The sequence below is a fragment of the Microcoleus sp. B4-C2 genome (assembly GCF_036705265.1).
Classification (GTDB): Bacteria; Cyanobacteriota; Cyanobacteriia; order Cyanobacteriales; family Microcoleaceae; genus Microcoleus.
Genome location: NZ_JAUBUB010000002.1, coordinates 134,419 through 147,823, shown reverse-complemented (window position 1 = coordinate 147,823; position 13,405 = coordinate 134,419). Strand labels below are relative to the sequence as shown.

The window sequence follows — 13,405 nt, the reverse complement described above, 5'->3', positions numbered from 1 at the left end:
GCAAGATGCCTGTTCCACAAGAAAGTTTATTTGTTGTGGAATAGGCATCTTGCCTGTTCCTAAAGTCTTCTTCCCTTCTCCCTCTTCTTTCTTCCTTCTTCCTTCTTCCTTCTTCCTGACATCCGTTACATCCGTAATCAGGAACAGGCAAGATGCCTGTTCCACAAGAAAGTTTATTTGTTGTGGAATAGGCATCTTGCCTGTTCCTAAAGTCTTCTTCCCTTTTCTCTCTTCCTTCATTTACTGTACTTGAGAGCCGTGGGCGCGGGGGTCGGAGCTACTTGTTTTCACAGGCCCTGTGGGGGGAGTAAAATTAGAAACTTGACCGCCTGCTTGGGCGTGTGGCAGAGGTTTTCCTGCAATTAAAGCTTCTAAGTTAGCTTCCATAATACTGCGCGGCATTTCGCCCATCGTTTCAGCAACGGCGCTGCCTTTATCGTTCAAATAGACAAAGTGCGGAATGCCATCTACTCGATATTTTGTGATTTCTGGCAGCCATTTGTCATTGTCTACATTCAGCATCACAAAATTCATCGGTTCGGCGTATTTCTGTTTGATTTCGCTCAGCTCCTTAGCCATTGCCTGACAGCTACCGCACCAATTAGCATAAAATTCCATCAGTGTCGGTTTGCCATTTACCAAAGCTGTTTCTAATGGCGTTGAAGCTTTTGCCATGTCGGTGAGACTGCTTGACGGCGTTTGGGTTTGCAGCCCGAAGAAGATGGATATTGAAAGGGCGATCGCTGTTAACACGATCAATAAGTTTCTGAGGCGCGTGGCGACTTTTGTTTCGGGATTTTTGGCGACGGGGGCGACCGTTGACTTGGGCGAATTCTGGGTCATAAAATAAATTGCGCTTGGATTTCTATGTTTTTATTTTAAATAATAGATTCAGATTATACCACATTTTGAGATAATCAGACCCATTTCATAAAAATTTGTGCTAAGGGCAGTAATTAGATTAAGTGCGCTAAAACAGAAGATAACAAAGATTGTTTGTAAATTACCGAGGACTTGCAGGGTGAAAAAACGGGTAACACTGACGTTTCCCCAACGATCGATCCAAATGCCTGTCACCTATCGACTGGCAAAGGATTTTAATGTGGCAGCCAACATTATCCGCGCTCAGGTGGCTCCGAATCAGGTGGGCAAACTGGTGCTAGAGTTATCAGGGGACATCGACCAACTAGAAGCGGCGATCGACTGGATGCGATCGCAAAACATCGGCGTTTCCCTAGCCAGTCGGGAAATACTTATAGACGAAGATATCTGCGTTGACTGCGGTTTGTGTACGGGGGTTTGCCCGACAGAAGCCTTGACCCTTGACCCAGAAAGCTTTAAACTAAATTTTGCTCGATCGCGGTGTATCGTTTGCGAGCAGTGCATCCCTACCTGTCCGGTGCAAGCTATTTCTACTAACCTCTAGGCCCTGTACAAACTCATCGGGAGCATCATCTTTTTTTTTGCCTGGTTCTCCTAATTGTGCCATTGGATGAAAAAAAACTCTTGGGTTTCCCTAACTCTACTTTTTGTTACTTATTTCACTTTTGGCTGGAAATTATCTGAGTTTGATGTTCCCCCGCACCTGACTTGGTTTCTAGCCATAGCTTCAATTATAGTGTTTGCTGCCGCATTGTCGTTCCCGCTCAGAAACACAAAAGCCTTAATTATGGGGTTGTTTTCGAGTGATTTGGGTGCTTTTATTTCTATAACTTTAGGAGCTTTTGTGGCAGTCGTAGTTATTGCTTGGTTACACCTTTTTGCTACTTGTTTAGTCTTGATTTCAGCCGGAGCTTTGGCAAGACTCGATATTCAAATATCGGGTTGGAAAAATTGGCGGGCTTTTGCCGTATTAGCTACCATTTCTTTAACTGGTGTGGGGTTGGGCGGAGCGATCGAGTTTTGGTTAAAAACAGGCAGGCTCGTATTCTCTTAATGAGGAACGGGAAATTCATCCAACCAAATTCTATAACTCGCAACGGATATTTAGCCGAAAACTATCAGATCGCCCATCAATAAATACAGCTTATTTTTTTTCAATCCCCCACCCCTGGATTAATTCTTCGTTCCGCGCCGTAATCATAGCAGTTTTCCAGCCTCGTGAGGTAAAGCTTCTCAATTGCCGATTCCCCGTTGCCCGTTACTAATTCCCAATTCCCAACTACCAATTACCGACCAAGCTGGAGTCGAAATGAAAACCCCTAGGGCAGTATTGAACTGTAGCGACTGTTGCTCAAAATGTTATTGCCAAGAGCCCGCAAGTCCCGCAGCCAAAAACTTATCCCAATAAAAAAGCAGCTTTTGGGAGCTGCTAGTCAGAATGCATGAGGTATTGTTTTTAGAATAGGACAGGTTCAATTCGATCGGTGCTGGGTTACATTTTTTGATACGGGAGAGTTGATGAGGGAATGGACGATCGTAAAATCGTCACATAGCAGAGTATCATTGATGCTAAATTTCCCGACAATCAAGTTAGCGTTTAACTGTCCTTGCGCCCTACAGCCCTTCAGCGGTGGGGCCATTTTATTTTTAGAGAGAACTCAATAGCACACTTTAACGCATCAGATGAGTCTGCCATTAGTTCTTGTATAAAATCTCCGCATCGCCACATCCTCATACCATTTTAGATTTTAGATTTTAGATTTTCGATTTGGGGAATGACTGATAAATGTGGTGGTTTGGAGCTTGCGTAGGGTTGCATTATTTTTGGGAACTAATACCAAAAGTCCTCAGAAACCTGTTATTTTCTTAGAAACTCGGTTTCTGAATGTATCAATTGAGATCAGGCCCGGTTTCTGGTTTGATAACTTTTTGAATTTCCTCGATCGCCCTAGTCGCCACTGCTTCAGGCCTTTCGCCCACACCAGCACAGACTCGGACATCTGCTTGAGTGTAGAAACGCTCTCGCTCTTTCAAAAGGCTTTGCAGCTTAGATTTGATCTCGCCCTCCTGCAGTAGGGGTCGAGCCGTGTCCGAACGCAGTCGATCGTACAATTGATCTACAGGCACATCCAGCCAAACCACTATACCGTAGTGCAAATAACCCCAATTCATCGATCGCGTCACAATGCCGCCGCCCGTAGCCACGACCGAATTTTGATACGCAGACAACTCCCCAAGCACTTTACTTTCTAGTTCCCGAAAAGCCTCTTCCCCTTCTCGATCGAAAATCTCAGCAATTGACTGATTAGCAACTCGAACAATTAGTTCATCAGTATCAAAAAAACGGTATTTTAATTTTTTTGCCAAAATCCGCCCCACCGTTGTTTTTCCCGCACCCATCATCCCGACAAGATAAATATTTACTCCCCTCAACCCATCCACTGCCAAATCCTCCGATATTTTTCTATTTTTTCAGGTTAATCGATCTGCCACTGAGGCCATCATCGTCATCAAACTCATCACCCTCATCCAATCCCCAATCCTCATCTGCTTCTGCCATAGGATTTATTGGTGTTTCATCAGCGGGTTTAGGTATCGTCTCTTGGGGGGGAACGATCACCCGATACTCCGCATCGTATACAGACTCTGTTTGTCCCACCCCAGACTGGTTTGGATCTCGATAGCCGTAAGAGTATACTGAGCCAGCCCAAGACTTGCTTTTCGGTTCCTGCTGAGCTTCGTAAGCCCTCGGATTTGCTGCTGGAACATCATTTACCTGCGGTTGATCGGGAAAATCGCGATCGTCCCCCCAATCGTCATCGCCCCCTTGAGAGCCGGATTTTGAGCCATCTGAGATCCAATCATCCTCATCGTCTGCCGCTGCATAAGTCCCTGGTTGAGCGTAATTCTTCGCCCCATCAGGATTCGGAGTTTCTTGCAGGAAAGTCCGGGCACTGTAATCCGCCGACGTGCCGTACTCAGTTCGGTAGGAAGTAGCAGCCTGAGTTTGGCTATTTTCCCTATTTAGATCCGGGTCAAGTCCCTGTTTTCTAGGAGGGGGAGGCGGCGTGTAAGGTGTTCTCCTGTCCTCTGGGAAAGTATCGGAACCGCTGCGACTGTCGCGGCCGGTGCGGTCTCGCCTTGGAGATAGATAATTTGAAAAAGCGAGCAAACCAGAAATCAATAAAGACGTGATAGCTCCCACCGCCATGCTCAGCAGAATCCAGATAGATAAGGGTAAAGCGGGCGATCGAACTCCCAAAAACACCAGCGATAATGCCGGCTCCACATTTTGCAGGGCAAAAATAGTCAGCCCTACCACAATTACTAGCAAAAATACAGGACGCATATCAAAATTTAATTTGTAATTTGTAAATCATTAATAACTAATAACTAATGACTAATGACTAATGACTAATTATTACTCTTCTTCCTTCCAGCGTTTGAGAGGAACGCAATCAATCCCCAACTGGTCTAAAGCGCGAGCCACCACAAAGTCTACCAAATCTTCAATAGTTTGCGGATTGTGATACCAAGCAGGAATCGCTGGTACAATTCTAGCTCCAGCTTCCGCCAAGGTAGTCAAATTCCGCAGGTGAATCAAGCTAAAAGGCGTTTCGCGAGGCACGAGTACCAATTTCCGCCCTTCCTTGAGCTGAACGTCGGCCGCTCTTTCGAGCAAATCCGAGCTCAAGCCAGCCGCCAACTTGCCCAGCGTACTCATGCTACAGGGAATAATCATCATCCCTTGGGTACGAAAGGAGCCACTAGCAATATTAGCACCGACATCTTGCCAGGGATGGCACCGAAGTTTACCCATTGTCGCGACTCCTGCTTGTTCCCGCCAGAATTCCTCTTGTAGCGTCGGTTCTGCGGGCATTCGAGTGTTCTGTTCGCTTTGCCAAACCATGTAAGTAGATTTCGATGCTACCAGTTCGATCGCGCGATCGGCCTCCAACAAATATTTCAATGTTCGCACCGCATAAATCAGTCCCGATGCTCCAGTAACTCCTACAATTAGGGGGTAGTTATTCGTCATTAGTTATTTGTTATTTGTTAGTTGACTGTTGACTGTTGACTGTTGTTAGTAATTAGTTGTTATATCAAATTTGTTAGCATCAGAATTCTTCCTATATCTATTTTCGACCTCTGCGTGAATCAGCGTCAATCCATTGTTATCTGCGGTTAATACATTCTCTTTTTTTACCGCAGATATAGGCAAATTAACACAGATTGAGGCAGACAAATTATAGAAATTCCGCTTGCACCGTCCGTGAGTGTTGACCCTTCGGCTTCGCTCAGTGCCTCGCTTTTGACGGAATTGTACACCCGACGATGCTACCGGAATTGATATTAGTCATTAATTATTATTTTTTGATGATTTTTGAGTATATTTGGCCGCCCACTTCTTAATACTTAGTTGCCAGACAATGACAACTAAGTATTGAGACAAGTTAACAGTCAACTGTCAACTGTCAACAGATTATTCATCATCATCAAAAGCTTGACTGCCGCCACCAACTGCAACTAAATCAATTTGCTGGCGGTAGTAGTCAACACTCTTGACTTGAACTTCTACCCGATCGCCCAAACGGTACTGATTGCGGTTTTTGCGACCCACCAGAGTTTGCTGGCGCGATCGATATTCGTACCAGTCATCCTTAAGCGAAGAAACGTGCACCAATCCCTCAACACGCAAAATGTCGCTCTCCGGCGGCCGCACCTCAATTTCCACAAAGAAACCGTAAGACTGCACACCTGTAATCAAACCTTGGAAAGTTTGGCCGGTGCGTTCTTTCATCAATCCCGTTTTCTTTAATCCCTGCAAATCGCTTTCGGCATCCTCAGCAACTCTTTCGCGTTCGGTTAGGTGTACTACTACCGATGCAAACTCCGTCTCAAATTCGTGGTGCAAATCTGGGGGGAGAACATTCCAAGTAATTTGACCGTGACAGGAGGAATGGTGCAAGTCAACTTTTTCCTTAGCCCGTGTTGTGCGGCTGCTGCGGCCTTGCTCGAACACCGCTTGCAACACCCGCAGTATCAGCAAATCGGCGTAGCGGGAAAGCGGCGAAGTGCAGCGCGTGTAACCCTCTGCCAGCCCCAAACCGAAGTGCGGCTTGGGAGTTGTGCTGTAAACAGCGGGCTTCATGGTGTCTTCTAGCAGGTAGGTGAGAACTCTTTCGGACTTCAGGCCGGCAAACTGCTGGGTAAATCGCTGAAAGTCCAAGGGCAAAACTTCTTCTTCGGTTTCGAGATACAGTTCGCCTCCGAGGTTGTTGGAGAGTTTGATGAACTCTTGAATGTCTGCCGGGTCTGGCATCGGCTGGACGCGGTAGATTGCTGGGACTCCCAAGGCTTGCAGGTGGGTGGCGACAGCTTGGTTGGCGAGTACCACCAACTCGGAGACAGCCGACTGGGCGGGGGGAGCTGTTGCAAAAGCTCCTAATTCGCCTTCGTCGTCGAAGTGAGAGTTAGCATCGGGCAAATTTAGTTCAAAAGCTCCTCGCTTGAGCCTTGTCTGTCTGGCTGCCTGTGAGGCGGCCCCGATTTGATCTAGGAAAGGACGGAGGGTGGAGGATAAAGGGTGCTCTTCGGCATCGTCTGGTTCGAGAATTGCTTGAGCTTGCTCGTAAGTAAGGTGGTAGTCAATTTGAATGACGCTGGCTTGAATCTCGTATTCTAGGAGTTCTCCTGATTCGTCTAGGGTGAGCAGTATGCTGAAGGCCAGCCGTTCGGTATCTGGCAGCAGAGAACAGCGCTCGTTGAGGGTTTCTGGCAGTACGGCGATGATTTTTTCTCCCAGATGGGCGGCGGTTCCTCGCTTGCGGGCTTCGCGGTCGATCGGGGTTTCTGGCTGCACGTACTCGGCGGCGTCGCTGATGTGGATTCCTATTTGCCAGCGGCCGGGCTTCAGGGTTTCGATCGACAATGCGCGTTCCACTGGCGGATCGGACAGGAATGATGTTGGATCAAACTCCTTTTCGCCTCCTTCTTCGGAGAGATTTTCCTCCTCAACTTGGGGGGCATTGTTTTCGCTGTTGCTTGTTCCCGGTTCGTTTTTGCTGAAGCTAACAGTCAGAATGTTACGCAAATCTAGGCGTTTTTTGATGTCGGTTTTTTTGACTTTGCTGGGCAAATTTTCCGCTGCTTTGATGACGGCGGCGGGGAACGATCGCGGCAAGTCGTGTTTGCAGCATACGATGTCGAGGTCGTCAGCGGCTTCGGCGTCGGAACCGAGTACCTGTACTACTTTGCCGACTGGGCGATGGGTGCCGAGGGGGTAGCGTTTGACTTCGACGTGTACTAGGTGGTCGATCGCCTCTTGGAGATTTGTGCCATTTGCGAGCAAGTCTAGTTCAAACAACAGGCGATCGTCCAGGGGGATTGCTCTGTAGCTGACGCGGCCGGTGGGGGTGGCGGTTTGCTTGACTCGCGCGAGTACCGAGGGGTTGGCGCGTTCGAGGATGAGCATGACTTCGCCTTCGGGCGATCGGCGGCGGCTACCTTCTTTGATGATTTTGACTAAGACTCGATCGCCATTCCAAGCTGTCGAGAGGTGACTTTCCCGCACATAAACGTCTTCTGAGCCTTCGGCGTCTTGAATTGCAAAGCAAAATCCTTTGCTCGAACAGCGCAGTTTTGCTTCTACTACGTCGTCTTCAGCTACTCGGCGATAGCGGCCTTTGTCTTTGACTAATATGCCAATTTTCTCTAGAGCTTCTAATGCGATTTGAAGTTTGAGTTGACTGGTGGCGTCGTTGCAGTCGAGTTTTTTCTCCAATGCTTTTGGGGCCACTAATTTGTCTTCTGTAAAATTTGCCAGCAGTGCAGCGATAGAAAATTCCATGTAGCGATCGATCCTCTTGTTTCCAGCAATTAGTCTAAATTTTGGCGAAATCAGCCGCACCCCCTCGGGCCCTCGCAGTGCCTGCTTCCCAACAAATGCGCGGGTTGATAGGTGGAGACGCGAGCACAGCCACCTTGTTTCATCGCGAGGTTTTTTTGAGATTCTCTCCCGACACCGGCTTCGTGCTAATTGTCTGCTGTCTGTCTTGAACTGACTGCTGACGGTGCATACAACTGTCCCGCACGCTATTCCCCAATACAATTTTTTAGCGTTGGTTTGTTTGCTTTTAGGTCAGCAGCGCCGAGCACTTCGCGAATTAGAAAGCCTCTGTCGGTTCTTAAAAGATGGCTCGATACTGAAAGCAACGGCTTGAGTCGAGGATGAGCCGATGGAGGGATGGAGAGGGAGAAAATGTGCATTTCTGCCTTCTGCCTTGTTTCCTTCTGCGTTGTTCCTTCTTCCTTTTGAAGTGCCTCTTGCCTCTTGCTTTAGCAAAGAACTTACCGGATCAAGGCAAAATTGCTAGTAGCTCGCCGCTGCGATGCCCCTGTTTTTTGCACGCGATCGGCCCTTGCGGACAGAGGTGCAACGAGCGGGTCGGGAGCAATCTGTGCTGTAGAAAGTGCAGGTACGCAAACCGGAGACTTTTACTACTTTTGCTTAGTTGCTGTGCCATCTCTTATAGGTAGAAATGACGCCCGGTGCTTGTTAGCTTAAACTGCCGGATGTGGGATGGGGTTTAGTGGCGTGAAAGGTTGCGCGGATGACTCACCTTTAATTTATTGTATGTTGAATAGGTGCTTTCAGAAAATTGTTTTCTCAGGGCTGTACTACACTTAAGTCATAAGCCCCCTCTGGTTTCGGGGTCAAAAAATTATGTTTGCTGAATTTCGCGCCCTTTATCCCGCTGGACAGTTAATTTGTGAGTTGCTGACTGTTCATCACGGTAAGTTTGTTGTTCGCTGTCTGGTTCAGGTTGACGGCAAAACTCTGGCTACGGCTATGTCGGCTGCTGAGTCTGTTGAGGATGCTGAAGACCGCGCCCGGTTGCGAGCGATCGCTGTTCTTGGATCTGCTGCGCCCGATCGTGCGATCGCGAGTGTTGAGCCGCCTCCGGTTGCTCCGGTTGCTCCGGTTGCTTCGGTTGCTGCTGTTCCCCCTCCCCCTCCTCCTGCTGTTCCCCCGGTTGCTGCTGTTCCCCCTCCTCCTCCTCCTGCTGTTCCGGTTCCTGTTGGGCCCACAAGTGTTCCTCTTCCGGTTCTAGAAATGCCTGTTGCTGACAAATTGCCGGAAACAGATCAAAGCAATTTTGTCAAGACTGAAGCGAAATTAAATGAAGAGCCGATCGCACCTGTACCGGCACCGCTGCCTCCAAAGGTCGATCGCGCGGAGGCTACTGGATTTGTACCAAAGCAGTTAGACTCGGACGCTTGGCTTTCTTCTAGCTACGGCGAACCACTTCAGGAATTGGAGGTGCCGACTTCTAGCCAAAGTGAACTGCTACAGGGTGCGGCCGAAGTCAGGGAATTGCAACCGATCGCAGTGGGAATTCCCAGCGATGCGATCGAGGATAATTCTGATACGATCGCCCAAATAGACGCCATCCTCAAACGCCTGCGATGGAAAAAACCACAGGAAACCCAGTGTCTGGAACACAATTACGGCAAGTCGTCGCAGAGAGAGCTTTCTAGCGAAGAGTTAGTAGATTTCCTAGAATATCTAGAAATCTATAGCAGAACCACTGAGGAAATCCAGCGGCTGGGCTGGACTGCCAACCAAGGAAAAGATTATCTCAAACAAGGTTATGGCAAAGAAGCGCGCCATTTCTTAAATCAAGTAGAATTGCTCGACTTCCTGCAATATCTCGAATCTTTGCCCTAGGAATTCGGCAACTAAACAAGGCGCTGGAGGCTATTAGATTAAAGAAAACGGTTTTTTTACAGAGATTAAGGTTGAGAACCAAAGATTAGGGTAAAAAACCCGGTTTCTCGCCCCCCGTTGCTCCCGGATTAAAGAAACCGGGTTTTTTACAGAGATTAAGGTTGAGAACCAAAGATTAGGGTAAAAAACCCGGTTTCTCGCCCCCCGTTTATCCATTAAAGAGCTACTTTTGAACGTTAAAAATTAAAAATCAAAAATGAAGAATATTTCCTCATTTTTGATTTTTAACTTTTCATTTAGACGACAGCGGCGATCGGGCGGCTGGCGGAAGGACGGCGATCGATCACTTGATCGACTAATCCGTAGTCCTTTGCTTCTTCAGCCGACATGAAGAAATCCCGTTCGGTATCTTCTTCAATGCGGGAAAGCGGCTGACCGGTATGGTTGGCAAGATGTTCGTTCAGGCGGCGTTTGTGGTACAAAATCTCTTTAGCCTGAATTTCAATATCGGTTGCTTGTCCTTGAGCTCCGCCTAGAGGTTGGTGGATCATAATCCGGGAGTGAGGCAAACTCATCCGCTTGCCTTTAGCGCCGGCACTCAACAGAAAAGCGCCCATGCTGGCGGCCAAACCGAGACAAATAGTGCAAATGTCGGGCCGGATGTGGTTCATCGTGTCAAAAATGCCCATACCTGCTGTTACCGAACCCCCTGGGGAGTTGATATAGAGGTAAATATCTTTCTCCGGGTCTTCGGCGTCTAAAAATAGCAATTGGGCAACGATCAGGTTAGCCAAGTCTGAGTCAACCTGTTGGCCCAAGAAGACGATGCGATCGCGCAGGAGTCGCGAGTAAATGTCAAAGGCGCGTTCGCCGCGACCGGATTGTTCTATAACTGTTGGGATCATTGACGCCTGCCTGCCTATTACGTATCTTTTTTTAATTTTAGCGATTAGGGCTCAGTTATAGTTAGCGATCGGTGGCGTGCGATCGAGAAATCGGCAAAATCCTTGAACTGGGCGGGGTTGGGGCGTTAATTTGTGGAAGTTGTGGCGGGGGTGGGATCGGAAATCCGATCCTGCAGGCGATCGATGTTGAGGCAGCGGACATCAATAAACGTTAAATGTTGTTATGTGGCGATCGTATCATTGCCAGAACTGAAATCGCTCGATCGCCGCTGACACTAGGAAAATGGTCGAAAAATTCATCGACCGAATCACCAGCTTCGAGACAATCAAGCAGAGTTTTCATCGGGGCGCGAGTGCCGATTAAGACAGGATTTCCCCTAAAATTTCGGGGTCGCTATGAACGATAGTAGCTGCCTATTGCAAAGAAAAGGTTGTGACATCAAGACAATCTTCCTCCGTCCAGGTATCACTTGGCTCGAATAGCCTGTTAGTTTCCATCGCTAAATCCCCACTGGAATTCCATCGCATGAATCTTTTCTATCAAAGCTGAAACTTTAATCGGTGAATTATCAGGTACTAAATCGCGATCGACTATTTGTTGAGCCGTGGCAAGATTTTGACTTCCTATATCATCACTCGTATGAAAGACGAGACAATTCACTTGACTAAGCCGAGCCGACAGGAGTTGCAAAAGAGCCATCAGGACACGATTACCACCATAAGCTCCGCATCCCCAAAACCCTGTATGAATAATTAAACTGGGTGCTTTAGAAAACTCTAAATGTGACTCAATTCGTGCTGCTGAAAATGCAGTAAAGGCTGTTTTCAGGATGTATTCAATTTCTGCACTGCTATAAGAACCCTCGCCATAGGAAGGAGCTTCTATCGCAATAATGTTTGTGATTGTAGGCGGGTTTAGAGGTTTTGTAGCTTGTCCGATCGCATCTGATGTAGCTCGTCCAAAATTGTTGCCGTAAAGACCAAAAGGCCGCCCTTGTTCTGGATTGCGATCGGTAGAAATTGCACACCTCCGTTCCACCCCACGAATCAGAATCGGTGTAGGTTGTTCGCTCTCAACTGTCAATGGCTTAATGTTAGAATCTAGTAAAGCTTCTCGCAGTGAACTGAGTGATGGATGTTCGGCTACCTGCATTTCATCTTGGGCAAATAGCGAACCACCATAAGCACAAAAAAGATCGTGATGAGCGAAATTGAGATACCACTCCATCTGAGTGCTATCTTGGGATGGCTCGTACTCAAAATATCCCTTTCGCTCAGAAAGATCGGTCTGATGTTCGAGAGGAGAAAAATATTCTGGAAGTGGCATTGCATACCATCGGGAAAAAGCTAATTGACCCCGATGAGTGCATCCAGGTGGACAACAAATGTCATAAACGAGCTTCTTATTAGGGTGGTAAAATTTTGGTGGGTGAGAATTCATCAGAGCTTGTGTATCAAATGTCTGCCTACTGATCAAGCTATCTAATAAGTCGTTCATTGCTCTCTCGCTTCCAACATTGAAACACTTTTTTCAAACGTTAACCGCTAAAGACTGTGGATGTCAAGACCGACTAGCTCTTAGATACCGGAATTCTTGAAGAAGTCCGATATCTGGGGTATCTGGTTATTCTGTTTTTTTAGGAAGGCTTACTTATTGCTGACTACTCAAATTTTAATCTGCCAACCTCGGCGGTACATTCCATACAAAATTAACCACCAAAATAATACCGCAGTCACGGCAAATGCTAGGGAACCATTCAGCGGCCCCGCCCACGGCACAAACCAGTTTTCATAAATCCAAGTGTAAGTTGTTGAAGCATTTCCCCCGCTGCCGATATGGGTTTTCAACAGGATTCGGGCGACAATACCGGAAGCAACAAACAGGAAAATTGCATTCACTCCCATGATTTCAAACGGTCGCCCCCATTTCCAACCTCGCACTTCAATTGTTTCGTAGCAAGCTGCTAGCAATAGCAACGCCCAACCTGTGGTAAAAACTACATAAGAACTTGTCCAAAGTTGTTTGTTGATGGGTAAGGAAAATCCCCACAAGTGGCCGATTACCACGCAACAGAAGCCGCAGATTGCTAAGTTGATACTGGTGCGCGTTTTGATGGGCTGTACGCGCAGCCATTCTCCGGTAAAGTAGCCTGTGAGGACTGTGACAACTGCGGGTAAAGTGCTCAACAATCCTTCGGGATCGAAGGGGCCGCCTTTGTACAGGTGTTGGCTACCGAGAATTAGCCGATCGACATATCCCCCTAAATTTCCTTCTGGCGTGAGTTCGCCGGCAGTGTACCCCCCTACAGCAAATACGGTTAATGCACCCCAATAGCCCAAAAGCACGGCAACAGCGAGCAGTTTTTGATGGCGGGGGGAAAGGTTGAGAATGGCGATCGCACTGATGAAATAAGCTAAGCCGATGCGCTGCAATACTCCCATGATGCGGATTTTACCGAAGTTTTCCACTGGGGCGTTGTTGAGAAGTACGTCAAGGGCGATCGAAGATGTATTTAGCAGTAATCCTAATATAAATAGAATCGCGGCGCGACGCGCAATTCGCCAGTAAATATTTGAAGAAGGGAGAAGGAAGGAGGAAGAAGGAAGAGGGTTTTTTGCGGATTCTGATTTTTCCTTTGTTTGTGTAATTTTTGAGGTTTCTATTCCGGTTTTTGGATAATTTTGAAGATATTTAGACAGCGAGAAAGACATCGCGCAGCCAACGATGAACAAGAAAAACGGAAATACTAAGTCTGTCGGGGTGCAGCCGTGCCATTCTGCGTGTTCTAGCGGTGGATACACCTGTTCCCAACTACCGGGGTTGTTGACTAGAATCATCGAGGCGATCGCAATTCCGCGAAAAACATCAAGGGATTTGAAGCGCATA

The 13,405-nt window shown here is 47.6% G+C and carries 13 protein-coding genes; 3 read left to right on the top strand and 10 right to left on the bottom strand.

Annotated elements, in window-relative coordinates; all coding sequences use genetic code 11:
* Both QUB20_RS01740 and QUB20_RS01735 read right to left on the bottom strand, forming a co-directional pair.
* Window positions 1–195 (bottom strand): hypothetical protein (locus QUB20_RS01740; RefSeq protein ID WP_333291112.1); only part of this gene is annotated, 195 nt, incomplete at its 3' end.
* A 45-nt stretch (window positions 196–240) separates the two neighbouring features.
* Entirely contained in the window at window positions 241–843 is a 603-nt protein-coding gene (locus QUB20_RS01735; protein ID WP_333242478.1) for a thioredoxin family protein, read from the bottom strand.
* Between the two features lie 178 nt (window positions 844–1,021).
* On the opposite strand from QUB20_RS01735, the gene QUB20_RS01730 reads away from it, so the two are divergent.
* Complete coding sequence (locus QUB20_RS01730; RefSeq protein WP_333236412.1) at window positions 1,022–1,426, top strand: NIL domain-containing protein; 405 nt, start codon at window positions 1,022–1,024, stop codon at window positions 1,424–1,426.
* Window positions 1,427–1,492: 66 nt separating this feature from the next.
* A complete protein-coding gene (locus QUB20_RS01725) occupies window positions 1,493–1,936 on the top strand; it encodes a hypothetical protein (RefSeq protein WP_333242481.1) in 444 nt (147 codons plus the stop codon).
* A gap of 836 nt (window positions 1,937–2,772) precedes the next feature.
* Here the strand turns inward: QUB20_RS01725 and QUB20_RS01720 are convergent.
* The 4 genes from QUB20_RS01720 to QUB20_RS01705 all read right to left on the bottom strand — a co-directional run bounded on the left by QUB20_RS01720 (window position 2,773) and on the right by QUB20_RS01705 (window position 7,732).
* On the bottom strand, window positions 2,773–3,324 hold the full coding sequence (locus QUB20_RS01720) for a shikimate kinase (RefSeq protein WP_333236415.1): 552 nt from the start codon (window positions 3,322–3,324) through the stop codon (window positions 2,773–2,775).
* Between the two features lie 22 nt (window positions 3,325–3,346).
* A complete protein-coding gene (locus QUB20_RS01715; RefSeq protein ID WP_333242484.1) occupies window positions 3,347–4,231 on the bottom strand; it encodes a LapA family protein in 885 nt (294 codons plus the stop codon).
* A 72-nt stretch (window positions 4,232–4,303) separates the two neighbouring features.
* Window positions 4,304–4,921 (bottom strand): flavin prenyltransferase UbiX, encoded by a 618-nt coding sequence (locus QUB20_RS01710; RefSeq protein ID WP_333242487.1) that lies wholly within the window; start codon window positions 4,919–4,921, stop codon window positions 4,304–4,306.
* Between the two features lie 444 nt (window positions 4,922–5,365).
* On the bottom strand, window positions 5,366–7,732 hold the full coding sequence (locus QUB20_RS01705; protein ID WP_333242490.1) for a ribonuclease R family protein: 2,367 nt from the start codon (window positions 7,730–7,732) through the stop codon (window positions 5,366–5,368).
* An 876-nt stretch (window positions 7,733–8,608) separates the two neighbouring features.
* On the opposite strand from QUB20_RS01705, the gene QUB20_RS01700 reads away from it, so the two are divergent.
* Complete coding sequence (locus QUB20_RS01700; RefSeq protein ID WP_333242494.1) at window positions 8,609–9,613, top strand: hypothetical protein; 1,005 nt, start codon at window positions 8,609–8,611, stop codon at window positions 9,611–9,613.
* A 296-nt stretch (window positions 9,614–9,909) separates the two neighbouring features.
* Here the strand turns inward: QUB20_RS01700 and clpP are convergent, their stop codons facing one another.
* The 4 genes from clpP to QUB20_RS01685 all read right to left on the bottom strand — a co-directional run bounded on the left by clpP (window position 9,910) and on the right by QUB20_RS01685 (window position 13,404).
* A complete protein-coding gene (clpP, locus tag QUB20_RS01695) occupies window positions 9,910–10,518 on the bottom strand; it encodes an ATP-dependent Clp endopeptidase proteolytic subunit ClpP (RefSeq protein WP_006635758.1) in 609 nt (202 codons plus the stop codon).
* A 211-nt stretch (window positions 10,519–10,729) separates the two neighbouring features.
* The gene (locus QUB20_RS28590) at window positions 10,730–10,861 is read right to left on the bottom strand and encodes a hypothetical protein (protein WP_445299365.1); all 132 of its coding nucleotides are present in this window, start codon (window positions 10,859–10,861) and stop codon (window positions 10,730–10,732) included.
* 144 nt (window positions 10,862–11,005) lie between these two features.
* Window positions 11,006–11,845 carry a hypothetical protein gene (locus QUB20_RS01690; RefSeq protein ID WP_333242498.1) on the bottom strand — a complete coding sequence of 280 codons (840 nt, stop codon included), beginning with the start codon at window positions 11,843–11,845 and terminating at the stop codon, window positions 11,006–11,008.
* A gap of 338 nt (window positions 11,846–12,183) precedes the next feature.
* Window positions 12,184–13,404: a heparan-alpha-glucosaminide N-acetyltransferase domain-containing protein gene (locus QUB20_RS01685; RefSeq protein WP_333242501.1), complete on the bottom strand. Its 1,221-nt coding sequence runs from the start codon at window positions 13,402–13,404 to the stop codon at window positions 12,184–12,186.
* Between the last annotated feature and the right edge of the window lies 1 nt (window position 13,405).